This window comes from Natronococcus jeotgali DSM 18795 (genome assembly GCF_000337695.1).
GTDB classification, from domain to species: domain Archaea; phylum Halobacteriota; class Halobacteria; order Halobacteriales; family Natrialbaceae; genus Natronococcus; species Natronococcus jeotgali.
This window is the reverse complement of the sequence record NZ_AOIA01000114.1, coordinates 110,029-136,811: the sequence shown is the minus strand read 5'-3', so window position 1 is coordinate 136,811 and position 26,783 is coordinate 110,029. Positions and strand designations below refer to the sequence as shown.

At 69.3% G+C, this 26,783-nt stretch carries 28 protein-coding genes and 1 tRNA gene; 17 read left to right on the top strand and 12 right to left on the bottom strand.

All coding sequences use genetic code 11. From position 1 onward, the window contains the following. The first annotated feature begins 13 nt into the window (after positions 1-13). Entirely contained in the window at positions 14-988 is a 975-nt protein-coding gene (gene ncsA, locus C492_RS11840) for a tRNA 2-thiolation protein NcsA (RefSeq protein WP_008423837.1), read from the top strand. A 312-nt stretch (positions 989-1,300) separates the two neighbouring features. On the opposite strand, the gene ftsZ is transcribed toward ncsA, so the two are convergent. The 3 genes from ftsZ to C492_RS11825 form a co-directional block, all read right to left on the bottom strand. Further along, the gene (ftsZ, locus tag C492_RS11835) at positions 1,301-2,473 is read right to left on the bottom strand and encodes a cell division protein FtsZ (RefSeq protein ID WP_008423835.1); all 1,173 of its coding nucleotides are present in this window, start codon (positions 2,471-2,473) and stop codon (positions 1,301-1,303) included. 2 nt (positions 2,474-2,475) lie between these two features. Continuing rightward, complete coding sequence (locus tag C492_RS11830) at positions 2,476-2,655, bottom strand: ribbon-helix-helix domain-containing protein (RefSeq protein WP_008423833.1); 180 nt, start codon at positions 2,653-2,655, stop codon at positions 2,476-2,478. 199 nt (positions 2,656-2,854) lie between these two features. After that, on the bottom strand, positions 2,855-3,370 hold the full coding sequence (locus tag C492_RS11825; protein WP_008423832.1) for a double zinc ribbon domain-containing protein: 516 nt from the start codon (positions 3,368-3,370) through the stop codon (positions 2,855-2,857). Positions 3,371-3,484: 114 nt separating this feature from the next. Here C492_RS11825 and C492_RS11820 point away from each other — a divergent pair. The 10 genes from C492_RS11820 to C492_RS11775 all read left to right on the top strand — a co-directional run bounded on the left by C492_RS11820 (position 3,485) and on the right by C492_RS11775 (position 10,879). Then, positions 3,485-3,558: transfer RNA gene (locus tag C492_RS11820), tRNA-Tyr, on the top strand. A 304-nt stretch (positions 3,559-3,862) separates the two neighbouring features. Continuing rightward, the gene (locus C492_RS11815) at positions 3,863-4,249 is read left to right on the top strand and encodes a DUF5789 family protein (RefSeq protein WP_008423830.1); all 387 of its coding nucleotides are present in this window, start codon (positions 3,863-3,865) and stop codon (positions 4,247-4,249) included. A 69-nt stretch (positions 4,250-4,318) separates the two neighbouring features. After that, the gene (locus C492_RS11810; protein ID WP_008423828.1) at positions 4,319-4,930 is read left to right on the top strand and encodes a translation initiation factor IF-2 subunit beta; all 612 of its coding nucleotides are present in this window, start codon (positions 4,319-4,321) and stop codon (positions 4,928-4,930) included. A gap of 185 nt (positions 4,931-5,115) precedes the next feature. Next, positions 5,116-5,754, top strand: a complete 639-nt coding sequence (locus C492_RS11805; protein ID WP_008423825.1) for an HAD family hydrolase — start codon at positions 5,116-5,118, stop codon at positions 5,752-5,754. 49 nt (positions 5,755-5,803) lie between these two features. Beyond that, positions 5,804-6,754: an adenosylcobinamide-phosphate synthase CbiB gene (cbiB, locus tag C492_RS11800; RefSeq protein WP_008423824.1), complete on the top strand. Its 951-nt coding sequence runs from the start codon at positions 5,804-5,806 to the stop codon at positions 6,752-6,754. Next, complete coding sequence (gene cobS / locus C492_RS11795) at positions 6,751-7,506, top strand: adenosylcobinamide-GDP ribazoletransferase (RefSeq protein WP_008423821.1); 756 nt, start codon at positions 6,751-6,753, stop codon at positions 7,504-7,506. Before cbiB ends, cobS begins: the two co-directional genes overlap by 4 nt. Then, entirely contained in the window at positions 7,506-8,066 is a 561-nt protein-coding gene (locus C492_RS11790; protein ID WP_008423819.1) for a GTP--adenosylcobinamide-phosphate guanylyl transferase, read from the top strand. The genes cobS and C492_RS11790 overlap by 1 nt, the downstream gene beginning before the upstream one ends. Further along, positions 8,057-9,109: a nicotinate mononucleotide-dependent phosphoribosyltransferase CobT gene (gene cobT / locus C492_RS11785; RefSeq protein ID WP_008423817.1), complete on the top strand. Its 1,053-nt coding sequence runs from the start codon at positions 8,057-8,059 to the stop codon at positions 9,107-9,109. The genes C492_RS11790 and cobT overlap by 10 nt, the downstream gene beginning before the upstream one ends. Beyond that, positions 9,099-10,127: a threonine-phosphate decarboxylase gene (locus C492_RS11780; protein WP_008423816.1), complete on the top strand. Its 1,029-nt coding sequence runs from the start codon at positions 9,099-9,101 to the stop codon at positions 10,125-10,127. The genes cobT and C492_RS11780 overlap by 11 nt, the downstream gene beginning before the upstream one ends. Next, positions 10,115-10,879: an adenosylcobinamide amidohydrolase gene (locus C492_RS11775; protein ID WP_008423814.1), complete on the top strand. Its 765-nt coding sequence runs from the start codon at positions 10,115-10,117 to the stop codon at positions 10,877-10,879. The genes C492_RS11780 and C492_RS11775 overlap by 13 nt, the downstream gene beginning before the upstream one ends. 11 nt (positions 10,880-10,890) lie before the next feature. Here C492_RS11775 and C492_RS11770 read toward each other — a convergent pair whose 3' ends face one another. Beyond that, complete coding sequence (locus tag C492_RS11770; protein WP_008423812.1) at positions 10,891-12,711, bottom strand: asparagine synthase-related protein; 1,821 nt, start codon at positions 12,709-12,711, stop codon at positions 10,891-10,893. 204 nt (positions 12,712-12,915) lie between these two features. After that, positions 12,916-14,910, bottom strand: a complete 1,995-nt coding sequence (locus C492_RS11765) for a cation:proton antiporter domain-containing protein (RefSeq protein ID WP_394295474.1) — start codon at positions 14,908-14,910, stop codon at positions 12,916-12,918. 239 nt (positions 14,911-15,149) lie between these two features. Here C492_RS11765 and C492_RS11760 point away from each other — a divergent pair, with 239 nt between their 5' ends. Both C492_RS11760 and C492_RS11755 read left to right on the top strand, forming a co-directional pair. Beyond that, complete coding sequence (locus C492_RS11760; protein ID WP_008423809.1) at positions 15,150-15,566, top strand: hypothetical protein; 417 nt, start codon at positions 15,150-15,152, stop codon at positions 15,564-15,566. 101 nt (positions 15,567-15,667) lie between these two features. Then, the gene (locus C492_RS11755) at positions 15,668-15,877 is read left to right on the top strand and encodes a hypothetical protein (RefSeq protein WP_008423807.1); all 210 of its coding nucleotides are present in this window, start codon (positions 15,668-15,670) and stop codon (positions 15,875-15,877) included. A gap of 2 nt (positions 15,878-15,879) precedes the next feature. Here the strand turns inward: C492_RS11755 and dhaM are convergent, their stop codons facing one another. Genes dhaM through dhaK form a run of 3 tightly spaced genes read right to left on the bottom strand, consistent with a single transcriptional unit; the run spans position 15,880 to position 18,006 of the window. Further along, complete coding sequence (gene dhaM, locus C492_RS11750) at positions 15,880-16,266, bottom strand: dihydroxyacetone kinase phosphoryl donor subunit DhaM (RefSeq protein WP_008423806.1); 387 nt, start codon at positions 16,264-16,266, stop codon at positions 15,880-15,882. Next, entirely contained in the window at positions 16,266-16,994 is a 729-nt protein-coding gene (gene dhaL, locus C492_RS11745) for a dihydroxyacetone kinase subunit DhaL (protein WP_008423804.1), read from the bottom strand. The genes dhaM and dhaL overlap by 1 nt, the downstream gene beginning before the upstream one ends. Before the next feature lie 7 nt (positions 16,995-17,001). Then, positions 17,002-18,006 (bottom strand): dihydroxyacetone kinase subunit DhaK, encoded by a 1,005-nt coding sequence (gene dhaK / locus C492_RS11740; protein WP_008423803.1) that lies wholly within the window; start codon positions 18,004-18,006, stop codon positions 17,002-17,004. A 193-nt stretch (positions 18,007-18,199) separates the two neighbouring features. Here dhaK and C492_RS11735 point away from each other — a divergent pair, with 193 nt between their 5' ends. Both C492_RS11735 and C492_RS11730 read left to right on the top strand, forming a co-directional pair. After that, positions 18,200-19,213: an amidohydrolase family protein gene (locus C492_RS11735; protein ID WP_008423801.1), complete on the top strand. Its 1,014-nt coding sequence runs from the start codon at positions 18,200-18,202 to the stop codon at positions 19,211-19,213. Positions 19,214-19,269: 56 nt separating this feature from the next. After that, positions 19,270-19,524 carry an amphi-Trp domain-containing protein gene (locus tag C492_RS11730; protein ID WP_008423800.1) on the top strand — a complete coding sequence of 85 codons (255 nt, stop codon included), beginning with the start codon at positions 19,270-19,272 and terminating at the stop codon, positions 19,522-19,524. A 360-nt stretch (positions 19,525-19,884) separates the two neighbouring features. Here C492_RS11730 and C492_RS11725 read toward each other — a convergent pair whose 3' ends face one another. Continuing rightward, the gene (locus tag C492_RS11725) at positions 19,885-20,772 is read right to left on the bottom strand and encodes a sulfurtransferase (RefSeq protein WP_008423797.1); all 888 of its coding nucleotides are present in this window, start codon (positions 20,770-20,772) and stop codon (positions 19,885-19,887) included. A gap of 106 nt (positions 20,773-20,878) precedes the next feature. Between C492_RS11725 and C492_RS11720 the strand changes: the two genes are divergently transcribed. Continuing rightward, positions 20,879-21,601: a fumarylacetoacetate hydrolase family protein gene (locus C492_RS11720; RefSeq protein WP_008423794.1), complete on the top strand. Its 723-nt coding sequence runs from the start codon at positions 20,879-20,881 to the stop codon at positions 21,599-21,601. Positions 21,602-21,634: 33 nt separating this feature from the next. Here C492_RS11720 and C492_RS11715 read toward each other — a convergent pair whose 3' ends face one another. Next, the gene (locus tag C492_RS11715; protein ID WP_008423792.1) at positions 21,635-22,294 is read right to left on the bottom strand and encodes a helix-turn-helix domain-containing protein; all 660 of its coding nucleotides are present in this window, start codon (positions 22,292-22,294) and stop codon (positions 21,635-21,637) included. 184 nt (positions 22,295-22,478) lie between these two features. Next, on the bottom strand, positions 22,479-24,896 hold the full coding sequence (folP, locus tag C492_RS11710; protein ID WP_008423790.1) for a dihydropteroate synthase: 2,418 nt from the start codon (positions 24,894-24,896) through the stop codon (positions 22,479-22,481). Between the two features lie 89 nt (positions 24,897-24,985). On the opposite strand from folP, the gene C492_RS11705 reads away from it, so the two are divergent. Beyond that, entirely contained in the window at positions 24,986-26,194 is a 1,209-nt protein-coding gene (locus C492_RS11705) for an alanyl-tRNA editing protein (protein ID WP_008423788.1), read from the top strand. Positions 26,195-26,398: 204 nt separating this feature from the next. Here C492_RS11705 and C492_RS11700 read toward each other — a convergent pair whose 3' ends face one another. Beyond that, positions 26,399-26,779 carry a RidA family protein gene (locus C492_RS11700; protein WP_008423786.1) on the bottom strand — a complete coding sequence of 127 codons (381 nt, stop codon included), beginning with the start codon at positions 26,777-26,779 and terminating at the stop codon, positions 26,399-26,401. Between the last annotated feature and the right edge of the window lie 4 nt (positions 26,780-26,783).

The window sequence follows — 26,783 nt, the reverse complement described above, 5'->3', positions numbered from 1 at the left end:
GTAACTGCCGCCGATGGATTGTACCCGGTGTGACGAGGAGGCGATCATGCACGCGGCCTACTCGGGGGCACACCTCTGTCAGCACCACTTTCGGGAATCGGTCGAGAAGCGGGTCCGTCGACGGGTGCGTCGGGACGACCTCGTCCCGCAGGACGCGACGCCCGACGACCCGCTGACGTGGGTGATCGGCCTCTCGGGCGGGAAAGACAGCGTCGTCCTCACGCGGATCCTCCACGACACGTTCGCTGAAGACCCCCGGATCGAGCTCGTCGGGCTGACGATCCACGAGGGGATCGAGGGCTACCGCGACGAGTCGGTCGAGGCCTGCGTCGAGCTTACCGACGAACTCGAGATGCGCCACGAGCTCGTCAGCTACGAGGAGGAGTTCGGGATCCGGATGGACGACGTCGTCGAGGACGACCCCGAGAACATGGCTGCCTGTGCCTACTGTGGCGTCTTCCGGCGGGATCTGCTCTCGACCTACGCCGAGGACCTGGGGGCCGACCTCCTGCTGACGGGCCACAATCTCGACGACGAGGCCCAGACCGCGCTGATGAACTTCCTCGAGGGCGACGTCGCCCAGATCGCCAAACACTTCGACGCGAGCCTGGGACCGCTGTCCGAACGGGGCGAGCAGTCGGAGTTCGTCCCGCGCGCGAAACCGCTGCGCGACGTTCCCGAGAAGGAGGTCGCGCTGTACGCCCACGTCGAGGACCTCCCCGCCCACATCACGGAGTGTCCCCACGCCAGCGAGGCCTACCGCGGCGAGATCCAGCAGCTCCTGTACGATCTCGAGGAGAACCACCCCGGAACCCGCCACTCGATCCTCTCGGGGTACGAGGAGCTGGCCGGTATCGTCGCCGACGACCGCGCAGGCGACGCCGAGGACGACGGCGGCGGCCCGGACCTCCGGGAGTGTGCCGAGTGCGGCTCGACCACCACCCGGGAGATCTGCCGGAAGTGCTCGCTGCTCGAGTCGCTGGCCTGAGGTCGTAAGACACGCTACTGTTCTCGCCACGAGTCGTACTCGCATCGGGCATCGAACCGTTCCAGTCCGGCGTCGCCACTCGAGACGAGTACTCCTTCGAGAAGCGATACCCGACGACCGGCTGGTGTGGTGTGTCGGTTGCCGGCGCGGGGTCGCGTCGTGTCAATCGTGGCGACGGCCGAGTGGTGGTGTGTCAGACGGCCGCCGCGTGGTGTGTCGATCGCAAACGCGACCGAACCGCGGTGTGTCGGTGTCGGCCCGGTCGCGTGTCGTCCGCGGGATCCGTCGGTGGTGTGTCAGCGGTGTATCGGATTACCGGATGACGTCGACGCCGTTCTGGCGCTCGAGTTCGTTCCGGCCGCCGTCGCTTTTCGCGCCGTGTTTGACGTTGTTGCTCGCGTCGAAGTCGCCGTCGCTGGCACCTTCGATGCTGGCGCGGGAGCGGTCGGCCTGCTTCTGGGTCGACGGGCCGAGCACCTGTGCGCTCTGGACCCCGGTCATGATCGCCATGACCCGCACCTTGCCCTTGTAGTTCTCCTGGATCCGGGCGCCCCAGATCACGTTGGCCGAGGCCTCGAGGCGCTCGGTGATGTTGTCGGCGATGCCCTCGGCCTCCTTCAGCGTGAGGTCGGGGCCGCCGGTGATGTGGACCAGTCCCCCGCTCGCACCGCGGTAGTCGACGTCGAGCAGCGGGTGGTTCATGGCGTCCTTGACGACCTCGTCGGTCTTGTTCTTGTCCTGGGTCTCGCCGACCAACATTACGGCGACGCCGCCCTGGTTCATGATCGTGGACATGTCCGCGTAGTCCAGGTTGATCAGCGACGGCTGGGTGATCGTCTCGGAGATCCCCTTGACGGTCTCGGCGATGATCTGGTCCATCACCGAGAACGCCTTGCCGATCGGGAGGTTCGGGACGTAATCGAGCAGGCGGTTGTTGTCGAGCACGATGATCGAGTCGGCCTCGTTGCGCAGCTTCTCGAGGCCCTCCTCGGCTTTTACCGTGCGGGCACGCTCGACGTTAAAGGGCGTCGAGACCATGCCGACGACGATGGCGCCCTGCTCCTTGGCGATCTTCGAGACGACGGGGGCGGCACCGGTACCGGTTCCGCCACCCATACCGGCGGTGACGAACACGAGGTCCGCGTCGCCGAGCACTTCCTTGATCGTGCTCTGGGCCATCTCGGTCGCGCGCTCGCCCATCGACGGATCGCCGCCGGCACCGAGCCCGTTAGTGAGGGACTTGCCCACCAGGATCTTGGTGTCGGCCTCGATCATCTTCAGGTGCTGTTTGTCCGTGTTGATCGCCACGGTCTCGGCGCCGTCGACGCCGATGTTGTACAGCCGGTTGATGGTGTTGTTGCCGGCGCCGCCACAGCCGACGATGACGATCCGGGGCTCCCCGAACTCGTCGCCGTCCATGTCGGCTTCCATCTCGCGGGCCTCCTCCTCGGCGTTCTCGAGGGCGTCTTGTACGATATCCTGCATCGTTACACCTTGGCCCAGTTGCGCTTGCCGCCCTGTTCGGTCCGGCCGTCGGACTGTTCGTTGACCATCTCGCGGACGGCCGACCGAATCGCCTCGCTTCGGTTCGGGAACTCGCCCGAATCGACCAGTCGTTCGACCTCCTCGATCTGCTGTTTCGGAATTCGCAGTGTCACACGCTCCATTGTTGTATTCCCCGTTGGGGGTAAGACGGGGTGCGCCCCTGTCAGACGCACCGTGTCTTACGCCAGAGCCGCCCGACATCGGGCGGTTTTCGGCGTTTATCGCCGGGTGTAAGACAACCGTCTTACGCGACTAATAGCGAGACTGTCGAACATATTAAAACTTTCGTCAGACACGAGCGTCTGTGTATTACACCAGTCCTTATGCCGAATCGAGAACGTCGGCGGCGGGCGTCCGGCGGCCGCAGCTCGGACAGAACGACCAGTCCGAGCGGAGTTCGTCGCCGCAGTCACAGAACAGCCGCCGGGCGGTCTTCTCGCCGCAGTTCGGGCAGTAGACGTGATCGGCGTCGACGCCCTCGCCGCACTGCGCGCAGTTGCGCTCGTCGTCGCGTTCCGCGATCGGATCGGCGTCGGACACCGCCGACGCGCGCGCGTCGGCACCGCTCGTGGCGTCCTCGAGCGAGATCGTTACGTTGACGTCCTGTCCGCGCTCCGCCGCGGTCCGACGCTCGGCGAGACGCTCCGTGAGGAGGTCGTCGACGCGCTCGCGGACGAGGTCGTCGATCGCCGTCTCGCCCGTCCGCTCGGGCGAGTCCGACGACGACTCCTCGAGGTACGCCCGCAGAGCCTCGCGCATGGCCTCGCTCTTCGAGGCCTCGAGCTCCTCGAGACGGGCGACGAGGTCGTCGTCCGCGCGGAACGTGATCTTGCTCATCCTCTCAGATGCCCCGTTGTTATCCCACCTATATCAATTATCTGGTGGGGCGGCTCGGCGACCGTCCCGAATGATAACCCTTATATTCGCCTCGGCGATTACGTTGAGGTGCGCCCGCCCTTAGCTCAGACTGGTAGAGCAGTCGACTGTAGATCGACTTGCCCCCCGTTCAAATCGGGGAGGGCGGACTGGTTTTTCGCGAACCGTCGAACGAAGTGAGGCCGTGAGCGGAAAGCACGTCCAACCGATCCGATTCGTAGCTGACTGTAGCTCGACCCGTCCCGCGCGGCGACCGACGCGGCTCGCTTCTCGAGGGAGCCGAACTGTTTATCCTGATATCTTATATATCAGAACGAGGAACTGTCGCTGGGGCAGGTGGTGGTCACGACACCGCGGCCGGAGCGACGGTCGCGAACGGATGTGGAGCCGCTCTCGCGTCGGCCCGCCCTCGCCGGCCGACTGCTTTTGGTCGGAACCGTTTTACCGCAGGCTATGAGCGACGACGGACCGAGTCGCGACCGCGCACAGGACCGAGCCGAGAAACGCAAGTCCGAACGCGCCGACGGCCCCGAGGCGATCCTCGAGGAGGTCGAGCGCGATCTGGGCTCGCTCGAGTACCCCGTCTCGAGCGAGGAGCTGGCGACGGAGTACGGCAGCGAGCCGATCGACATGCCCAACGAGACCGAGTCGCTGGGTAGCGTCTTCGATCGACTGGCGGGCGAGCAGTACGACTCGCCGGCGGCGGTTCGCGAGGCCGTTTACGGCGAGATCACGGGCGAGGCCGGCGACGCCCGGGAGGCCAACCCCGAGCGCGACCTGGAGGAACTCGAGGACGAGAGCCAGGGATCGATCAGCGAGAGCGGCGGCGATGCCCTCTGAGAACAGGGTTTTTCGGCGCCGTCCCCCGAGAGCAGAACCGATTTACGTCAGCGCCGTTTTGCTTCGGGTATGGATTACGAGTCGAGTCTCGGTCGAGCGATGGACGAAGTTCCGGACATCGGCGGCGACGAAAGCCGCCTCGAGATTCCGGACCCGAACGCCCAGAAGGACGGCGCGTTTACGCGGTTTACGAACCTCGGCGACATCGCCGACGTCCTCTCACGCGAGGCCGAACACCTCCACCGGTTCATCCAGCGCGAGCTGGGGACCAGCGGCAAGTTCGACAACGGCCGCGCCCGGTACAACGGGAGCTTCTCCGAGCAGGACTTCAGCGCGGCCGTCGACGCCTACGTCGACGAGTACGTGCTCTGCTCGGAGTGTGGCCTCCCCGACACCCGCCTCGTCCGGGAGAACCGCACCCCGATGCTGCGCTGTGACGCCTGCGGCGCGTTCCGACCCGTGACCAAGCGCTCGGCCAGCAGCCAGCAGCAACAACAGCAGGACGCGGTCGAGGAGGGCCAGACATACACCGTCGAGATCACCGGGACGGGCCGGAAGGGCGACGGCGTCGCGGAGAAGGGCAACTACACGATCTTCGTCCCCGGCGCCGAGGAGGGAGACGTCGTCGACATCTACATCAAGAACATCTCCGGCAACCTGGCGTTCGCTCGACTCGACTGAACCGCGTCGCCTGACGGGTTTTCTCGCCGATTTCGGCCTCGCGGTAGCGTGGGCGTTCCTCTCGAGGAGTTCGAACGCCGTCCGGTAACCGGTTCGCGCGCCCGCGAAGGCCGGCGCCGTCGCGGATCCGGGCCGGACGCCCGCCGACCGCGAGAGTAAAGTCAGCTTGTGCTAGTTACGCGAACGTGGCAGTCTCGTTCGACCTCTTCGGTACGCTCGTCGACGTCGATCAACCCGCGGCGCCAGCCGAGGCCGTCGCCGACGAGCTCGCGGCTCGAGACGTCGACGTGCCGGCGGACTGGGCCGACGCCTACGCGAGTCCGCACGTCGATCCGCCCGAGCACGCGGAGGTACCGCTTCCGGCCCACGTCAGCCGCGCGCTCGCGAGCCGCGGCGTCGAGTTCGAGAACAACGTCGTCAGACGCGCGGTCGTCGCGGCGTTCGATCCCGCGGTCGAGACCCGAGAGGGGGCGCTCGAGGCGGTCGCGGCCGCCCGCGACCGCGGTCCCGTGGCGATCTGCTCGAACTGCAGCGTCCCCGAACTCGTCGCCCGGACGCTCATCCGTGCCGACCTCGATCGGGACGGGTTCGACGCGACCGTGACCAGCGTCGCCTGCGGCTGGCGCAAACCCGCTCCCGAAATCTTCGAGCTGACCGCCAACGAACTCGGGACCTCGCCGTCTGAACTTATCCACGTTGGCGACGACCCCCGAACTGACGGCGGGATCGAGGCCGTCGGCGGTGCCGCGATCCTGCTCGAGGACGTTTCCCTCTCCGAGGTCCCCGAGGAGCTGGCGCGTCTCGAGGGAGGCGCTGAACCGTGACCGCGAGCACGAACGCGACCGCGAACGACGCGCGAACGAACCCATCCGTATGACGCTGACGACGGCCGCACTGGTCGGGTTCGCCCTCGGCCTGGACCGCGTAGCGGGGGAACCGCCGAACGCGGCCCACCCGGTCGCGTGGCTCGGCCGCCTCGTCGGCGCGCTCGATCGTCCCTGGAGCGACGACGACCGCGTCCAGCGATCGCTTGGCGTCCCGATCGCGCTCGTCGTCCCGCTAGTTCCCGCCGTCGCCGCGAGCGGGGCCGTTCTCGCCGCGGCGGCCGTCCACCCCGTCGCGGGCGCGACCGTCGCCGGGCTCGCGCTCTACCTGACGACCAGCCTGCGGATGCTGCTCGAGCTCGCGAGCGAGGTCGTCGCGGCGACCGCGGGCGACCTCGAGACGGCCCGCGACCGCGTTCGGGGACTCGTCGGCCGCGATACCGACGAGCTCTCGCCCGCCGAGTTGCGCAGCGCGGCCCTCGAGAGTGCGGCCGAGAACCTCGCGGACGGGCTGGTCGCGACGCTGTTGCCCTTCGCCGTCCTCGCCCCGTTCTCGCTGCCCGCCGCGGCCGCGGCGGCCGCCTGGGTCAAGGGCGTCAACACGCTGGACTCGATGCTTGGCTACCCCTCGAAGCCGTTGGGCACCGCGAGCGCGCGGCTGGACGATCTCGTAATGTGGCTCCCCGCCAGGCTGAGCGCCCTCGCGATCGCCGTCGCCGCGGTCGACCTCGGGGCGCTCGCCCGCGCTCGAGGGTGGGCCCGAACCCCGCCGTCGCCGAACTCGGGGTGGCCGATGGCGACGCTGGCCTCCGCGCTGTCGGTCCGGCTCCGCAAACCCGGCGTTTACGATCTGAACCCCGACGCCGCGCTCCCGACGCTCGAGGACGGCGAGCGCGCGACGAGAGTGGTCTTTCGCGCGGCGCTGGTCGCGGCCGCGCTCGCGGTCGCGCTGGGGGCCGCGCTCGAAGCGGCCGCACGCACTGCGGGGGTGGTCGCGTGAGGGCGTGGCTCGGCGCCTGTCGGGGCGCGCTCGCCTTTCTGACGCGGCTCCCCGTCGGCCACCGCGATGGCGACTGGGACGCCTTCCGCTCGCGGCCGGCGACGCTTCCGTTCGTCGGCCTCGTCGTCGGCGCGCTGGTCGCGATCCCGCTGCTGGCCGCCGACGTCCTCGCGGCGCCGACGGTCGCGCTGGCGTACCTGCTCGCGGTCTACGCCGTCGTGGGGGTCCACAACCTCGACGGCGTCGCGGACCTGGGCGACGCCCTCGTCGTCCACGGCGACCGCGAGCGCCGACGGGAGGTGGTGAAGGACACGACCACCGGGGTCGGTGCGCTCCTGGCCGTGTCGCTCACCGTCGCGGGGCTCGCGCTCGGCGCTCTCGGCGTCGCCGACCTCCCGCCAGCGACGGCCGTCGGCGTCGCCGTCGCCGCGGAGGTCGGCGCCAGGCTCGGGCTGGCCGCGATGGCCTGCTTCGGAACCGCGAGCCACGAGGGGATGGGCAGCCAGCTGACCGAGACCGCAGCTCCGGGTCGATTCGTCGCACCTGCGGGAATCGTCCTCGGCGCCGCGGCGCTCCTCTGGCCCCACCCCGCGGTGATCGCCCTCCCGGGAGCCCTCGTCGGGGTCGCGCTCCCCTGGTACTGGGCGAGACGCAATTTCGGCGGGATCAGCGGCGACGTCTTCGGCGCGGCTACCGAGGTCGGTCGCGTCGTCGGACTGCACGCGGGGGTGATCGCGTGGACGCTCTCCTGATGTGCGGCGGGAGGGGAACCCGCCTCGAGAGTCGCTACGAAAAACCCCTCCACCCGATCGCCGGGACGCCGATGGTCGACCGCGTGCTGGCGGGCCTCGAGGCGAGTCGCGTCCAGACGACGTTCGCGGTCGTCTCGCCGAACGCCCCCGAAACGGCTGCTCACCTCGAGCGAACCGACGGCGTCCGGACGATCGAAACCGACGGCGAGGGGTACGTGACCGACCTGCTTTCGGCCCTCGAGCACCCCGCGGTCGAGCCGCCCGTGCTGTCGGTCGCGGCCGACCTTCCGCTGCTCGAGGGCGGGGTCGTCGATCGCGTCCTCGCGGCCCACGGCGGGGGCCAGGCCTCGCGAACCGTCTGCGTTCCCGCGGCGCTGAAGCGCCGTCTGGGGGTCGGCCTCGAGACCAGACTCGAGGACGCCTCCCACCTCGCGCCGACCGGGGTCAACGTCGTCGGCACGACGGACGAATCCATGACACAGGCGAGCTACGACCCGCGGCTGGCGGTGAACGTGAACCGACTCGAAGACGCCCGCATCGCGGAGGCACGATGCGAGTAGTCCTGGCCGCGGGCGCGACCGAGACGGCGCTGATCGACGGCATCAGCGCCGCGGGCGCCGCGCCGGAGCTGATGGCCCACACGCCCGCGGCCGACGCCGAGATCCTCGCGTACGGCGAGCCGACCGACGCCTCGGTCGTCCCGGTGAGTCCGACGGGCTGTCCGACGCCCGCAGCGGTGACCCGCGCGGTTCGGGAGGCCGTCGGCTTCGATCTGACGGTCGTCGACGCGGGCCTCGCGAAGCCGACCGCGGCGCCGACGGTCGATCTCGAGGCCGACCCCGGTGCCGACGTTCGCGAGCCCGTCACCGTTCCCGAGGCCGAACGGATCTTCGAACGCGCACGCGAGTACGGACGCGACCTCCCCGAGGACGAACTCCTGCTCGGCGAGACGATCCCCGGCGGGACGACGACCGCCCTCGGCGCCTTGACCGCCCTCGGCGAGTCCGTCGGGGTGTCCTCGTCGCTGCCCGAGAACCCCCTCGAGCGAAAGCGCCGCGTCGTCGAGCGCGGACTCGCCGAGAGCGGGCTCGAGGCGGGCGACTGCGAGGACGCCCCCCTGCGGGCGATCCGGGCCGTCGGCGACCCCGTCCAGGCCGCGGTCACCGGGATCGCCGCGGGCGCGCTCGAGGACGGTGCTCGAGTGATCCTCGCCGGCGGGACTCAGATGGTCGCGGTCGCCGCGCTCCTCCGACACGCCGGGATCGATTCCCCGCTCGAGGTTGCGACGACCTCCTTCGTCGCCGACGAGCAGGATGAGGCGCTCCCCGAAGCGTGTGCTCGCCTCGACTGCGAACTGACCGTCACCGACCCCGGGTTCGACGGGCATGATCACGTCGCGATGGCCCGCTACTGTGCGGGCGAGGCCAAGGAGGGCGTCGCGATGGGCGGCGCGCTCTCGCTCGTTCCCGACGGCGGGATGGGAGCAGTCAGGGACCGCTTCGAGGACGTCTGCCGGCGGCTCGGGATCGACGAGCGCGACGAACGCGCGGACGGGCCGACCGATCGCGCGGCCGATCCTCCGGAGGGGAGCCGTGGATCCTGACGCGATCCGCGCCGCCGAGCGGGTCCCCCACGGCGGCGAGCCCGATCCCAACGTCCTCGATTTCTCGGCGAACACGAACCCCAAGACGCCCGACGGGACGGCGCAGGTCTACCGGGACGCCCTCGAGGAGAGTCGCCGCTACCCCGACGACGCCTCTCCCGACTACCGGGCGGCCGCGGCTGCGTTCGTCGGCTGCGATCCTGAGCGCGTGATCCCGACGCCGGGCGGGCTGGCCGCGATCCGCCTGACGATGGAACGAGCCCTCGAGCCCGGCGACACCGCGCTGGTCCCCTACCCCAGCTTCGGCGAGTACGCCCGCGAAGTCCGATTGCAGGGCGCGACGCCCGCCTTCGTCGGCGTCGACGACGCACTCGAGATCGGGACCGACGCGCTCGCGGACTGCGCGCTGGCGGTCGTCTGCACGCCGAACAACCCCACGGGCGAGGCGGCCGACCCCGACGCGCTCGAGGCCTTCGCCGCTCGCTGCGGCGAGGCCGGGACGACCCTGCTGGTCGACGAAGCCTTCCTCGGCTTCACGAACCTGCCCTCCGCGGCGGCGTTCGACCGCGAGAACGTCGTCGTCGCGCGCTCGCTCACGAAACTGTTCGGCCTCCCCGGGCTGCGGGCGGGATTCGCGGTCGCGAGCGGACAACTGCGGGACGACCTCGAGACGGCCCGCCGGACCTGGTCGCTTGGCACCCCGGCCGCACGCGTCGGTGCCCACTGCTTGTGCCAGGACGAGTTCGTCCGCGAGACCCGCACCCGGGTCGCCCGCGAGCGCGATCGCATACGGGAGGCGCTGTCGACCCGCTTCGAGGTCGAACCGTCGGACGCACCGTACCTGCTGTGTGCGGTGGGTGACCGGAGCGTGGAGGGGGTTCTCGAGCGCGCCCGCGATACCGGAGTCGCGATCCGGGACGCGACGACGTTTCGAGGGCTCGACTCCCACGTCCGGGTGGCGGTCAAGGACCGCGACGCGAACGACCGACTCCTCGAGGCGCTGAGGTGTCCGCCGTGAGCGACCGAGCCCACCTCGAGAGTCACAGACGGGACGGCGTCTTACGGCTCGCCCGACCGGAGACCGAGTGGCTCTCGACGGGCTGGAACGGGGGCCGACAACGAGCCGACTGCGCGTACAACGTCTCGGTGCCCGAGGGGTGGGCCCGGACCGACCTGGGGGCGTACGCCGACGAGCGCCTCGAGCGCGCGGGCTTCGAGGACCCCGGGCCCGTGCTGTTTACCGGCGTCGACGCCGACCACGCCCGCGGCGCCCGCTGCGGTCCGGTGACGGCCTGCGCGACCGCGGGGGTTTCGAACCCCGCAGTGTTACCGATGGAGCCCGCGGGCGGGACGCTGCCGGACGCGGAGCCGTCGTCCGACTCGCCCGCTGGAACCGTCAACGTCCTCGTCTACGCCGACCGACGGCTCGCCGACGGCGCGCTGGCGAACCTCGTCGCGGTCGCTGCGGAGGCGAAGGCGGCGACACTGCTCGCCGAAACGGGGTTTCCCGGAACGACGACCGACGCGGTCGTCGTCGGCCACGACCCCGACGGCGAGCCCGCGGCCTTCTCGGGGAGCGCGACCGCCGTCGGCGCGGCGACTCGAGCCTGTGTCCGCGAAGCGGTGCGAGCCTCGCTGCGGGCCCGCTACGGGGACGGCGACGACCGCCCGGAGTCGCTCGCGGACGCGGCCTACGGCGTCTCGACCGACGCGCGGGCGCGGGTGTTCGAGCCCGCCATCGCGGACCCCGACGGCGGGCGAGAACGGTAGGCGACGATCGCTCAGTGCTGGCCCTGTAGCACGGGCCGACTCCGGGCCGACTGGCGTGCGGGCGGCTCGATCGGATCGAGCGCGGCGACGAGGGTCGCCAGCTGGTATCGCTGGTGCGGTCGATGCCCGCTTCCGTCCCACGCGATTCGCTGGATCTCCTCCGCCGAGAAGTGGCGACCGATCCCGTCGGCGTCGTCGACGGCTTCGGCGAGCAGTTGCCGGGAGTGAATCCCGGCCTCGCCGTCCTGGGTCCGCACCAGAGAGAGGACGCGTTCTTTCAGTCGGGGTCGAGCGCCGAGCCAGCCGTAGGCGAACTTCTTGGCCCTGTACTCGGTGGAGGTGATCGGCACGCCGAAGTCGACGTACTCGATCTCGGCGAGGTCCCGCGAGAGCAGGGAGAGGAACTCCCGGTACAGCTCGGTTTCCGCCTTCTGCTCGGGCGGACAGGCCATCGCCGTCGCGAACAGCCCCGGCGCGTAGAACGGCGTCGTCGTCCAGAGGTGGTGGCGAGTCCGATCCTCGCCGTGGTTGAGCATATTGATGCCGCGCTCGCGGATCAGGAAGTGAACGTGGGCGCCCTCGAGAGTTCGTTCGGGGTAGGTGTCGATCCGCTCGGCGACGGAGTCGACGAGTCGATCCGCGTCGAGACCGATCACGGCCTCGATCTCGTCCGGCGTGAACTGCTGGTTCGTTCGAACGAGCGTCTCGACGAGGTCGGACCTCGAGTCGACCGCCGTCGGTGGGGTCAGGTCGGGAAAGACCTTGTCGCCGCCGTCGCCGGTAACCAGGGTCGCCCCCGGGTAGTCTGCGGCGAGCTGTTCGGCGAAGTCGAGGCCCAGCGCCATGCCGACGGTGTTCATCCCCTGGGTCATCTCCAGGAGCGTCTCCCGGTGGCGCTCGGTCCTGTCGACGAAGTACGACGACCACGGGATTCCGAGCGCGCGGGCGACCTCGCGGGCGACGTTCGCCTCGTCGACGTTGGAGCCGTCCTCTCGTACCGACGTCGCGGCGAGCAGCGTCCCCCCGGCGACGCCGTCCCGTACCGCATCGTAGCCGGCGATCGCTGCGCGCGAGTCGAGCCCGCCGCTCAGCGAGATGATCGACGTCTCGGTCGTTCCGGCCCGTCGGCGACACGCCTCGACGAACTGGTCTTTCAACGTACGGGCGTTCTCGACGACGCCCCGGTCGTCGTTCTCGTAGCTGTCGAACCGGAACTCGTGGAGCGACGTGACGTCGTCGCGCGCGACCTCGAGCAGCGATCCGGGCGGCAACTGTCTAACGCCGTCGAAGGGCGTTCGAGTGCCGAGTGGATAGCCGAACAGCAGCATCTGGCCGAGGCCGAGCCGATCGACTCCGACGGGTCGTCCCTCGAGAACCGCCGCGAGCCGACGCGCGACCTTGAGTTCGCGGGTGACGATCGTCGCGTCTCCGATCGCGACCCGATAGGTCGGGAGTCGACCGAAAGTGTCGTTTACGACCCACATGCTCCCGCTCGAACGGTCGACGACGGTAATGAGAAAGTCGCCGTCCCGCGTCGCCACCCACTCCGCCAGCCGGTCGGTGTTCCCTCCGTCGATCCACGTGGCTACGTTTCGGAGCGCGGCCTCGGTATCGCGGCGGTCGTAGAGTCGTCCCTCGAGAAGGATCGTCCGCTCGTCGGTTTCGACGACCTCGGTCGGGTACGAGTCGTACCCGGTGTACGCGAGCGTTCCCCCGGCGGTCCGAACCACCGTTTCGCGACTGTAGGAATCGGTAAAACAAACGGAATCGAGTACGCGATCGACGATCCCCCGATCGAGGACGTTCCCCCCGACAATAGTCGTTCCTGGCATCCGGTAGTGATTCTTCCCAATCGCTGATCAATTCAATTGTTTTTCAATTAATTCGAATAATAATTTTTACTCAGAATAATCGCATTTTCTGATATTATTTTCGGGTTCTCAGCCACACGCAACTCAGTATACCGCCTTCTCGCCGGCGGAGGCATCCTCGCGTATCGGGTTCGTCGAACTTGAGGTAGGCGCCGACCCCGATCACTACTCGAGCCGGAGGAATCGCCGATCGTCCTCACGCTCCTCGGTCGCGGGGTACATGATCACGAAGTTTCCCGCCGTGAGCCGGGAGATGTGCTTGGGTAGCGTCTGTAACTCGGGGTGCCAGCCGGGGTCGTTCCGGCGGGCGCTCACGCAGACGACGAGGTCCTCGGCTCGCACCGCCTCGCGCAGCCGCGAGCGAAGCGCCGTCCAGTCGACCGCCGACTCGAGCGTCTCGGAAACGCCGGGATCGACGCCCGAGAGCGCGTCCGCGAACTGCTCGGGGTCGTCGCGGACCGCGAGGATGCGGATCGGCGCTCCGGTTCGCTCGGCGAGGAGCTTCACCGTGCGCAGCGCCTCCGGGAAGCCGTCGTTACGGTCGATCCCCGGCGGGAGGATCAGGACGATCCGTCGGGTCGCGTTGAGGGGGTCGTGGACGCGCCCGACCAGCGTCAGCTGGGTGGTTCGGCGCAACACCTGATCGATGGTGTGGCCGAACACCTGCTGTTCCCGCGATCGGGCGCCGTCCCAGCCGATGACCAGCGTCGAGATCCGGTTCTCGAGCGCCGAGCGGACGAGTCCCGAGGCGACGTTGTGGTCGATCCGCGCGTGACCCTCGATCGGTACCTCGGCGCCCGCGGCGTACTCCTCGAGGTCCGCGAGGCGATCCTCGGCCGCCGCGACCCGGGATCGGGTTCGAGCGAGCGACTCCGGGCGAACGACCGAGACCGCGTGCACCGGCTCGCGGACGCGGGGATCGCGGATCGCGAATGCGAGATCCAGCAGCGACTCGGCGTGGCGCGACTCGCTGGAAACCGGGACGAGGATCCGCTGTGGCGTCTCGTCGGGGTCGTAGGGTCGTCGCTCGCGGGTTCGGGCGAGGACGCCGCCGGAGCGCTCGACGAGGGCGGGACTGACGACGCTGACGACCAGGATCATCAGCACGACCGCGTTGATCATCGCGAAATCGAACCCGGGGACGCCGGTCTCGAAGCCGATCTGGACGATCGCGAGCGCGGCCGCGGCCTGGCCGATCGAGAGCCCGAACATGCTTCGGATCTCGTCGCGGTCGTAGCCGTAGAGCCGTCCGGTCGCCCACGCGGCGGCGTACTTCGTCGGAAAGAGCATGACGAGCAACGAGCCGGCGATCAACAGCGTGTCGGCGCCCGCAAAGAGGACGCGGACGTCGACGAGCATCCCGACCGACAGCAGGAAGAAGGGGATAAAGAGGGCGTTGCCGACGAACTCGATGCGGTTCATCAGCGGGCCCGTCTCGGGAACCAGTCGGTTGAGCGCGAGTCCGGCGAGGAAGGCGCCGACGATGTGTTCGACGCCGACGAGTTCGGCCAGGAACGCACAGAGAAAGAGGACGGCCATGACGAACAGGAACTCGAAGTAGCTCTCCTCCGCGCGGCCGCGGAAGAACCACCGTCCGAGCCGGGGCACGAGCAGCCAGACCCCGACGAAGAAGGCGGTCAAACCGACACCGAGCCGCAGCCAGAACGCGGCGTCGAGCGTTCCGTCGGTAGCGGCGATCACGACCGCGAGCACGAGCAAGGCGAGGGTGTCCGTCAGGATCGTCCCGCCGATCGTCGCGGTTACGGCCTCGTTGGTCGCGATTCCCAGGCGGTTGACCACGGGGTAGGCCAGCAGCGTGTGCGAGGCGAAGATAGCCGCGAACAGCGACGCCGCTCCGAACGGGAGATCCAGGAGGGAGACACCCACGACGGTTCCGACCGCCTGCGGGACGAGAAAGGAGAGCAACCCGAAGACGACGCTGCGATCCCTGTACTCGACGAACTGGTCGAGGTTGATCTCGAGTCCCGCGACGAACATCAGGTAGACGAGCCCGACCTCGCCCAGCAGCTGGATCGTCGCGTCGCGCTCGAGCAGGTCGACGCCGTTGGGGCCGATCGCCGCGCCGACCAGGATGATCCCGACGATGCCGGGGAGGCGGTACCGCTCGAGCGCCAGCGGCGCGACCAGAAAGATCACCATCGCGAGCCCGAAGATGAGGATCGGGTCGTCGAACGGCGTTGCGAACGGCGACTCTCCCGCGACAGCGACGGCGTTCGGCGCACCCGCGTCCCGCTGGGTCCACATCGTGCGCACCGTCACCCGCCCGACACATCAAGGACTAGCTATTCTATCGCCGGGGTCGGCTCGAACGCGTCGGTCGACGGCTCCGAAGCGACGACTCGTCGCCGTTAACACTGCGGCGGCCGTAGGGCGGATCGATGACAGCCGACGCGGACCCGTCGGCGATCCGCTCGATCGCCGTCTCGAGAGACGACGTCGTCGACGCCTTCGTCTACGGGCGAGAGAACCCCGGCGCGGCGGTCCTCCGGGTGACGCCGCCGTTTCACGGACGAATGCGGGCCCGGATTCACGTCTACCGCGCCGACGACGCCCGCGTAACCGGTGCCGTCCACGTCCGCCCCGAGACGCTCCTCGAGGACGACGCGGTCGCGAGCTATCCCGCCCTCGAGGACGAACGCGAGGACGCGTCGTCGGATGAAACAGAACGGGTTCGAAAGCGACACGCCGAGGCGGTCGACGCGTGGCGGGAGCGAGCCCGGGAGGCGATCGCCGAGACAGTCGCGCTCGAGACTCCCGACGGGTCGACGACCGTTTCGGTCAAACCCCTCGAGTAGCCCGCCGTGCCGATCGAATTCGACGCCCGATCCGCCGTCCCGCACTTTCACTTTCACTCCGGACGGCTCGGATTGACGTTCCGTCCGCCCGATCGATAGGTATGTCCCAGACCGTGGTGCGGATCGACGCCCGGAGCCAGCGAACCGAGCCGACCGACGCCGCCGCGACGGTCGCGGCACCCAGGCGCCGAGTCGACGTCTCCTCGCTCCACCTCGACGAGATCCGGGCCTACGTCGACGCGAACCTCGAGACCGACCGCGTCTCCCTCGAGCGCCGCGGCGCCCGCACGTACCTCGTGGTCGAGGAGTGACGCTACAGCTTCGACACTTCGGCCGCCTCTTCGGCGGCCTCGCGGACCGCCTCGACGGTCGCAGTCGGCGACGTCGCCGCCACGGCCGCGTTGAGTGCTCCCTCGAGCACCGGTGCGTCGGCGACGACCGCCTCCGTCGCGTCGGCCTCCTCGATCGCCAGCTCGGCGTTCATGACGGCGCTGCCGAGGTCGACGAGGACGACGACGCCCCCACCGTCGCCGGCGACCGCGTCGATCGCCTCGCGGATCGGCCCCGGCGTCGTCCCGACGCGGCCGTCCTCGGTGCCGCCGACGGCCTCGATCCGGGCGTCGCCGCCCATCTCGCGGGCGATCTCGCGGATCCCCTCGGCGGCTCGTCGGCTGTGGGAAACGACGACGATGCCGACCATCAGGGGCCTCCGTCCGCCCCGTCCTCGAGAGCGGGTTCCTCGAGCTCCTCGGGATCGACGTCGGCTTCGGCGTCGACCTCGACGTCGCCGTTCAGGTACTCCTCGGCGACCGCGAGCAGCTCCTCGAGCAGGTACAGGGTGCTCGTCGCGCCGGGATCCTGGTGGCCGACGGAGCGCCAGCCGAGATAGGACGCCCGACCCTTTTTCGCGCGTATCGGCGTCGTGAACGCGACGCCGCGCTCGGCCGCGTCGACGGCCTTGCCCAGCGCCTCGAGGGGATCGCTGTCGTCGACCTCGATCGCCTTCCTGTAGGTGTGGACCGCGGGCGTAACCGCGTCGACCATCGTCTTGTCCCCCACGGAGGCCTTGCCCCGCTCCTCGAGGGTCTCGAGGTACCGTTCGGCGAAGGCGACCGACGACTCGGCGGTGATTCCGTCCTCGAACTCCCCGCTCGCCTTCATCAGCGAGCCGCCGTACAGCGGGCCGGCGGCGCCGCCGACCTCCGAGACCAGCGCGACGCCGACGGTCTTGACCAGCTCGGCGGGATCGTCGTCAGCGTCCTCGAGTCGCTCCAGGGCGGCCTGGAACCCGCGGTTCATGTTCGCGCCGTGGTCGGCGTCGCCGATCGCGGAGTCGAGTTCGGTCAGGGCGGACTTCTCCGCCGCCATCCGGTCGGCCATCGCCGCCGTCGCCTCGCGGATCGCCTCGGCCTGCGTTTCTCGGTCCATCCGGATCTCAGCCCTCCGTCACGGTCAGTCCCGGCGTCTCGGCCGGAGCGGCCAGCAGCTCCTTCAGCTCGTCGTCGAGCTCGAGCACCGTGATCGAACACCCCATCATGTCCAGCGAGGTCATGTAGTCGCCGACACGGGCGTTCCAGGTCTCGAGGCCGCGGTCCTCGAGCAGCTCCTGGAGCCGGCGGTTGACCACGTACAGCTCCATCAGCGGCGTCCCGCCCATCCCGTTGACGATGGTCGCGACCTCGGCGCCCTCGGCGGGATCGAGGTCCTCGAGGACGGCCTCGGCGAGGTGGTCGGTGATCTCGTCGGCCGACATGACTTCGGTGCGTTCGGTCCCCGGTTCGCCGTGGATGCCGATCCCGAGTTCGATCTCGTCCTCCCCGAGGTCGAACGTCGGCTCGCCCTTCTCGGGCGTGACACAGGAGGTGAGCGCCGTCCCCATCGTGCCGACGCGGTCGTTTGCCTTCTCGGCGACGCGTTCGATCTCCGCTAAGTCGGCGCCCCGGTGGGCCATCGCGCCGGCGACCTTGTGGACGAAGATCGTCCCGGCGACCCCGCGACGACCCGACGTGTACAGCGAGTCCTCGACGGCGACGTCGTCGTCGACCACGACGTACTCGACGTCGGTATCCGCCTCCATCTCCGCCATCTCGATGGCGGTCTCGAAGTTCATCACGTCGCCCTCGTAGTTCTTGACGACGCAGAACACCCCCTCGCCGCCGTCGCAGGCCTGAATCATCTCGCTCAGCTGGTCGGCCGTCGGCGAGGTGAAGACCTCGCCCGCGGCCGCGCCGTCGAGCATCCCGTCGCCGATATACCCGGCATGGGTCGGCTCGTGGCCGCTGCCCCCGCCCGTGACGATCCCGACCTTCCCCTCGACGGGGGCGTCTGCTCGGACGACGACCTCGGTACCCTCGAGCCGCCGCAGGCCCGGATGCGCCGCGACCATTCCCTCGAGCATCTCGTCGACGACCGCGTCCGGTTCGTTGATGAGTTTCTTCATACTCCCTACGGATATCGTGGACACATAGCATGATAACGCTTGCTTGCAACCACGTCGCTCGAGAGGCGATGCAGGGTGGAGCACCAGGAACTACCGGCCGTCGTCGCCGCGACGACGGGAAGGCGCGACGGGATCGGTCGGAACGCCGACCGGTCCCCCTCGAAATTTTCACGGCGCCGGTGGGAGGGCGCGTATGGACGAACGCGATGCCGGGGCGGACGGCGAGGAGTCGTCAGCCGACGATCGGCGGACGACGCGACGCCGAACGCTCGAGGGCACCGCGGGAATCGCCGCGGTCGGAACGTTCGGCAGCGCTGGGGCTGTCGGCGCCGCCGATCGGGGGCGAACACCGCAGGAGGGGGACCTCGAGGAGGGGCCGCTCGTCGACGTCCACTGTCACCTGATCCCCGAGGAGACCCTGGGCCGGGATCCCCTCTCCGCCGACGACCTCGTGGCCTGGATGAACGACAACGGTATCGACCGCGCGGTCGTGCTGGCGCTCGACTCCCCCGAGAGCTACCCCGCGCCCGCCTCGAGTCCGTGGATACTCGACCAGGTCGGGGCGTACCCCGATCGGTTGATCCCGTTCTGTACGATCGATCCCCGAACGCTCGTCTACGGCGAGGACGCCGCCGCGGGGCTGCTCGAGCGATACGTCGAGCGGGGCGCCCGCGGGTTCGGCGAGCTGAAGGCCGGCGTCCCGATCGACGATCCCCGCGCCGAACGGATCTACGAGCTGTGCGCCGAGTACGAGGTCCCGATCCTCTTTCACACCGACGAGAAGGCGATGACCGACGAGGTCGGCCTCCCGGGACTCGAGGACGTCGTCGCCTCCTTTCCGGAGGTGGACTTCCTCGCGCACGCCCACGGCTGGTGGGCCCACGTCGCGGCCGACGTAGAGGCAGCCGACCTCGGGGACTACCCCGACGGCGAGATCGACGAGCCCGGGCGCGTCCCGAAGCTACTCGAGCGATACGACAACCTCTACGGCGACCTCTCGGGAATCTCGGGCTGGAACGCCCTCACCCGCGACCCCGCGTTCGGACAAGCGTTTCTCGAGGCGCACTCGGAGCAGCTGATCTTCGGCACCGACTACATCTACCCCGGCCAGGAGGTCCCCCAGCTCGAGCTGTTCGAACGGTTCGACCTCGAGCGCTCGGCGCGGGAGGCGATCCGGTACCGAAACCTCGAGGACGTGCTCCGCTAATCGACCCTGCCAATTCGTCGCCAACGTATATCCGTTCGCACGGTGGGTACACGTACATGGCAGAGAAGACGGACTACGAGGAGGACGTCTCGCGCGACGAAGCAGCCGACCTCTTGCAGGACATCGCCCGAGAGATCCGTGGGCAGGGACCGATCGACATCCACGTCGGCAACAAGACGCTGGCGCTGACGCCGTCCTCGACGCTCGAGTACGGGATCGAGGTCGAAGAGCGCTCGCCGATGCTCGGCGGCGACCGCGAGGAGATCACCGTCACGCTCGAGTGGGAGGTCGACAACGAACCCACCGAGTAGTCCGGAGTAGCCGACTCGCTGTGCCCGACCAGCGCTCGAGCGGGATCCACCGAGTCCCCGATAGCAGCCTCGAGATCGTCTCGAGCGATCGGACGGTCTNAGAGATGTGTATAAGAGACAGGTTCTCGAGGGGAAGGCCTCGCGCTGCTCGCGGGTCACGTTCGTTCCCCGCTCGCTCTTCGGAGAACTTCGCGCTGCTCAGTTCTCCCCCTTCTCGCGGGTCGCTTGCGCTCCCCGCTCGCTTTTCCGAGGGTTCGTTCGCTGCACTCACTCACCCTCGCCTTTCTCACGGGTCACGTTCGTTCCCCGCTCGCTTTCGGGAGGATTTCGCTTTGCTCCGCGGCTTCGCCGCTCCGCAGCTCACTCCTCCCCCTTCTCTATCGGCGCCCGAATCAAATTCCCCCACTCGGTCCAGGAGCCGTCGTAGTTGTGAACGTCCTCGTACTCGAGCAGTTCGTGGAGTGCGAACCAGGCGATCGCCGAGCGCTCGCCGACCCGGCAGTAGGTGACGACGCTCTCCTCGCCGTCGATTCCGGAGTCGGCGTACAGCGCCTCGAGTTCGTCGGGGTCCTTGAACCGGCCGTCGTCGCGCAGGTTCGTCTTCACCGGGACGTTCGAGGCGCCGGGGATGTGGCCGCCGCGCTGGGCCGTCTCGCCGAGGCCCTCGGGCGCGATGACCTCGCCCGAGAACTCCTCGGGCGAGCGGACGTCGACCATCGGGATGCCGGCCTCGCGAGCCTTGTCGACGTCGTCCTTGTAGGCGCGGATGCTCTCGAAGGGTCCCTTCGCGGCGTACTCGACGGCGTCGAAGTCGGGGACCTCGTCGGTCAACGGGTAGTCCTCGTTCACCCAGTAGTCCTTCCCGCCGTCCAAGACGCGGGCGTCGTCGTGGCCGTAGTACGTGAACTCCCAGTAGGCGAACAGGGCGAACCAGTTGGGGATCCAGCCGTCGCCGTAGAACACGACCGTCGATTCCTCGCCGATGCCGCGGTCGCCGACGACCTGTTCGAAATCCTCTTTCTTGAGGATGTCCCGCTGGTCCTGATCGGAGAGGTCCTCGTCCCACTGCATCCCGATCGCGCCCGGGATATGGCCCTCGTCGTACCGCGAGGGGAACTCGCCCTCGTCGGGCGACTCGGGGCTGTTCACTTCCACGAGGCAGTAGTCGGGGTCGTTGGCTTGGAACTCCTCGAGGCGGTCCTCGACCCAATCGGCCGAGACCAGCACGTCGGTGTCGTACTCGCTCATGCGAAGCGTCCTCCGACGAGCAGCGGCAAAAGGGTAACACGGGTAGAGCCGACACGTCCGAAATCGGATCGGTACACCTACACCGTTGGACTGACGACCACCGCCAATGCGACTCGCGAGAATCGAAACGGCCGACGGACCGGTAACCGGACGGTACGAGGACGGCGTCGTTCGCGCCGACGGCGACGAGTACGAGGTCGGGGTCGACGGCGACCTCCTCCCGCCCTGCGAGCCCTCGGCGATGTACTGCGTCGGGCGCAACTACGCCGAGACGCTCGACCAGATGGAGTACGAACGACCCGAGGAGCCCGACTTCTTCATCAAGCCGCCGGCGTCGCTTTTGGCCCACGAAGACCCTATCGAGTATCCGGCGTTCACCGAGGAGCTGACCTACGCGGGCGAGCTCGCGGCGGTCATCGACGAGCGCTGTCACGACGTCGCCGAGGCGGACGTGCCCGACGTCGTCCGCGGGTACACGATCATGAACGACGTCGACGCGCTCGACCAGCAGGGCCGCACGGCGCGGAAGGCGTTCGACGGCTCCGGGCCGCTCGGACCGTGGCTCGAGACCGACCTCGACCCGCGGGGGATCGACATGCACACCGACGTCGGCGACGAGCGCCGTCAGGAGGCGAACACGGAGCTCATGCTGTTCGACCCCTACGAGATCGTCTCCTACCTCTCGAGGCGCTTTACGTTCCGTCCCGGCGACGTCGTCGCCTTCGGCAGTCCCGCGAACCCGGGGCTGGTCGAACCCGGCGACGCTGTCGAGATCACCTACGAGGGCGTCGGCACGCTGCGAAACGAGGTCGTCGACTCGAGCGGATAGCCGGCTCGCTCTCGCGCCGGCTCCGCGACGGGATCAGTCGACGCCCTCGTCGTCCAACAGCGCCGCGGCGATCAGGTTTCGCATCCCGCGGCGGAGCCGTCCGCTCATCGCAGTCGAGGAGAGTCCGATCTCGTCGGCGACGTCGCTCAGCGCCATCTCCCGGGGTTCGCTGAAGTACCCACACCGGTAGGCGACCGTCAGCGCCTCCACCTGCTCCTCGGTCAGCCCGTAGGCGACGTTCGTCTCGTTTCGCGGACGACCGTACACCTCGACGATCTCGAAGCTCACGCCGTACTCCTCGGCGTACTCCCAGATCGTGTTCAGCGCCTCCCGATCGGGGAGCTGGAGCCGCAGGAACCAACCCCGACACTTCGTCTCGGCCGAGGACATGAAGCCGTTGACCCGCGTGACGACCGGGCTCAGGAGCTTCGTTCGCTCGGCGTGCTGGATGTAGTAGATGTGTGTGTCCTCGCCCTCGTCGACGAGCTCGAACTCGTCGACGGTCGGATCGTCCTCGAGGAACCCCTCGAGTTCGCCGACGTCGTCGTACTCGAACCGGAACGGGAAGACGTTCGATCCGGGATCGGTGTTGGCCTGCGTCAGGACCGTGATCTGGAGGTCCTCGTCGCGTCGAAACGTCGGGACCAGGGCGAGTCGCTCGTGTTCCGCGTACGCTTTGACTGTGATCGCCATCGCTTAGCACTCGGATCGGTTGCGAGGAGGTCGGCGGTCGGCGGTGCGTCCGGCCTTCGGTCTGCCGGTGTCGTTGAACGGCGTGATCATGTCCCACACTGCTCAAGGGAGTCCCATAAGCGTACTGTCGAGCGCTCGTCCGAGTGATCCGCGACCCGGTGTACGCCCCGCGCGGTGCGGGCGGCTACCGACCGTTCGTCGCCCGGACGGTTCGAACCGCGGCGTCGTTCGCGGCGACGTCGTGGACCCGAACGACGTCGGCGCCGCGCGCGGCCGCGAGCGTCGTCACCGCGACCGTCGGCGGAAGTCGCTCGCCGGGCTCGCAGCCGACGCGCTCGAACATCGACTTGCGGGAGTGGCCGACCATGAGCGGACAACCCAGCGCCCGGAACTCCCCGAGCCGATCGAGCAACGCGAAACAGTCCTCGGGGTCCTTCCCGAACCCGAGCCCCGGATCGACGACGATCCGATCCCGATCGACTCCGGCGCGCTCGGCCCGGAGCACCGTCTCCCGGAGGTCGTAGAGGACTTCCTCGACGACGTCGTCGTAGGCGACGCTGCGGTCGGGGTCGACGGGCGTCTCCAGGCTGTGGGTGACGACGAGCGAGGCGTCGCGGTCGGCGACGACGAAGCGCATTTCGGGGTCCTCGAGCCCGGAGACGTCGTTGACGACGTCGGCGCCGGCCTCCAGCGCCGCGTCGGCGACCGCGGCCTTTCGGGTGTCGACCGAGAGCGGCACCTCGAGATCCTCGATCCGTCGGAGTACCGGAACGACGCGGTCGATCTCCTCGGCGGCCGAGATCGGATCGGCGCCGGGCCGCGTCGACTCGCCGCCGACGTCGATCACGTCGGCACCGGCCTCGACCATCGCCTCCGCGCGGGCGACCGCGTCCTCGAGGACGTCGTACTCGCCGCCGTCGTGGAAGCTGTCGGGCGTGACGTTCAGCACGCCCATCACCGCCGTCTCCCGGTCCCACGGGAGTCGGCCGCCGTCGCCCTCGCGGTCGGCGTCCTCGAGGACCTCTCGAAGCTGGTTCGCGACGTCGGCCAGTCCGAGCTCGTCGGCCGCGAGCTCGTCGATCAACGCCCGGAACTGGGCGTCGGTTCCCGAGAGCACCGTCGTCACCCGTCGGGTGGAGGTCTCGGTTCGCGAGAGCGTACAGCTGCCGCCGATCGCCGCGAACGCCTCTCGGACCCGGTCTGCCTGGGGCTCGCGCAGGTGCGTCTTTACCGTCCGCCCGACGCTCCGTTCGGCGGTCGCCTCGACGGCCGAGGACTCGAGCCCCATCCCCTCGAGGACGGCGCGGGCCTCCCGCTCGGTCGCCGTCCGTTTCGGCACCTGCAGCCGGGACCAGCGGTCGCGCGCTTCCGCGACCGCGTACAGCGATCCCGCGACGAGCACGCAGTCGTCCTCGTCGGCGCGCGAGAGGGCGCGCTCGACCGCCTCGAGCACCGACCCCGAGCGGTCGATCCGCCCCGCGCGATCGCCGACGGCGTCGGCGAGGGCGTCGAGCTCGGCGGCCCGCGGGACGTTCGGTCGACAGAGATACGCCGCGTCGGGCGCGGGAAGCGCCGCGGCCATCCCCTCGTGGTCCTTCTCGGTCATCGCTCCGAAGACGAGGTGGAGGTCCTCGAACGCGTAACGCTCGAGGACGTCCGCGAGCGTCTCACAGGCCCCAGGGTTGTGCGCGCCGTCGAGCACCGCGAGCGGCGCCCTCGAGACGACCTCGAACCGACCGGGCCAGTGAGCCTTGCGGAGCCCGCGCGCGATCGTCTTCGGGTCGACGGGCGCGAGCTGATCGGCCAGCGCGGCCGCGACGCCGGCGTTGGTCCCCTGGTGGGGCCCGGGAAGGGGAACGTTCGTCTCGACCGCCCACTCCGGCGCCGTTAGTGAGACGGCGCTCTCGATCGGCGACGCCAGCCCCTCCTCGGTCGCGATCACGTCGGCGTCCGCCGGACCGACCGAGACGACGTCGGTCTCCGTCCGGATCGCCTCGAGGGCCGCGCCGGAGGCGCCGGTCACGAGCGGGGCGTCGTCGGGGGCGACCTGGGCCTTGTCGCGGGCGATCTCCTCGACCGTCTCGCCGAGCAGGTCCGTATGCTCCAGGGAGACGCTCGTGACCGCGCTCGCGACCGGGTCGACCGCGCTCGTCGCGTCGTAGCGCCCGCCGATCCCGACCTCGAGGACGGCGACGTCGACCGACTCGGCCGCGAAGTGCGAGAGCGCAAGCGCCGTCAACGCCTCGAAGTACGTCGGGGGGTCCCCGTCCTCGCGGAGCCGTTCGACGGCGCCCTCCAGCGCCGCGACGAGCGCGCGGACCCGGGCCTTCGGGATCTTGCGCCCGTCGACGCGGATCCGCTCGCGCACGTCGTCGAGATCCGGAGAGGTGTAGAGCCCGACGTCGTACCCCGCCTCCCGGAGGATTCGCTCGAGCATGCGCGCCGTGCTCCCCTTCCCGTTCGAGCCCGCGATCTGGACGCAGTCGACGTCCTCGTGAGGGTGGTCCAGTTCCGCGAGCAGCGCCGCGGTCGTCTCCGTCCCGAGTTTCGGTCGCCGCCGTTGTAACGACTCGAGGGCAGCGATCGCATCGTGGTACTTCATACCAATCGTGGTCCCGGCCCGAACATGAAAGTACTGCCAGTCCGGCCGTCCCGTACGGTTTATACGGGGCTGCCGCCATACTCGTGACGATGACACCGACTGCCACGGAGAGCCGCGCCGCCGCGGAGCCCGCCGTGACCGAGTTCGAGGGGCGGGTACTCTCCGTCGACGGTACCGACGTCCGACTCGAGGAGACCTACTTCTACCCCGAGGGGGGCGGCCAACCCGCCGATCGGGGGACGATCGACGGGATCGAGGTCGTCGACGTCCAGACGCGGGACGGCGCGGTCGTCCACGAGCTGGCGTCGACCCCCGAGTTCGACGCGGGCGAAACCGTCGACGGATCGATCGACGAGGCGTTTCGCACGTACTGCGCGCGCGCACACACCGCCAGCCACCTGCTGTACGGCGCCGGCCGACGGCTGCTCGAGGACCACGGCTACGGCGGGTTCGACATCGGAACCGAGAAGTGTCGGATCGATTTCGAGACGAGGAACACCGACGCGCTCGACGGCCGCTCGCTCGAGCGCCTGCTCGCGGAGGCCGTCTGGGACTCCCGGGAGGTCACCTGGCGGGAGATGGACGCCGAGCGAGCCAGGGCCGACGACGAGATCGTCTTCAACCTCACCGAGAACGCCGAACGGGCTGACACCGTCCGGGTCGTCGAGATCGACGGCTGGGATATCGCGGCCTGCGGCGGGACCCACGTCCGGAACACGATCGAGATCGGCCCGATCGCGGTGCTCGATATCTCGAACCCCGGCGCCGACCTCGTCCGCGTCGAGTACGCGGTCGGCCCGACCGCGATTCGAACCCGAACCGACCGCGCGCGGGCGACGAATCGGGCGGCGCGGGCCCTCGAGACCGGGATCGAGGAGCTGCCCGAGCGAGCCAGCGCCGTCGCCCGGCGCAACGCCGAACTCGAGGACGAGCTCGCCGAACTGCGGAGCCGACTGCTCGAGAACCGACTCGAGGCGCTGGGCGAGGAGGCGACGGAGCGAGACGGCCAGCGGTGGGTCGTCGGCGAACTCGACGTCGACGGGGTCGGCCCGAACGACGCCGCCGACCAGGCACAGGAGCGCGCCGGCGAACTCGGGGACGTCGTCGTGCTGACCGGCGTCGACGGGAGCGCGTTCGTCGCGGCGGCGACGACCGGCGAGACGGACGCGAGCGGGATCGTCGAGGACGTCACCGCGGCGTTCGGCGGCGGTGGCGGCGGCGGCGAGACGCTCGCCCAGGGGGGCGGCCTCGACGCCGAGCCCGCCGCGGTGGTCGAGTTCCTCCGCGAGGAGTGCTGAGGGCGGCGCCGCGTCCTCCGTCGCCGTCGTCCCGTCCGTTCGGCTGCCGAGAGACGGCCGCGGCAACCACGTCGTATCACCGACTCTTCACGTAGCGGTTCGCGGCCGTGAGAGGGGACCCGGCTCGCGGGGACCGACGCCCCGGTTCGCTCGCAGCCGTCGCTGTCGGGACGGGGACTCGGCGAGAAGGTGTGCGAGCGGGCGTTACTCGAGCGTCGCGATCGCCTCGACCTCGAGGGCGGCCCCCTTCGGCACCTCGCCGACCTCGAGGGCGCTCCGGGCCGGGGGCTCCTCGTCGAAGAACTCGCCGTAGGCCTCGTTGAATTCCTCGAAGTCGTCGATGTCGTTCAGGAAGATCGTCATCTTGAGGACGTCCGCCATCGAGGCGTCCTCGGCCTCGAGGATCGCTTCGACGTTCTCGAGACACCGCCTGGTCTGGTCGGCGACGGACGCGTCGTCGAGCAGTTCCCCGTCGGCGGTCATCGGGAGCTGTCCCGCCGTAAAGAGGACGTCTCCGTCGGTCGTCGCCTGGCTGTACGCCCCGACGGCTTCGGGCGCGTCGTCCGTGTGGATCGTGCGTTTCACACCC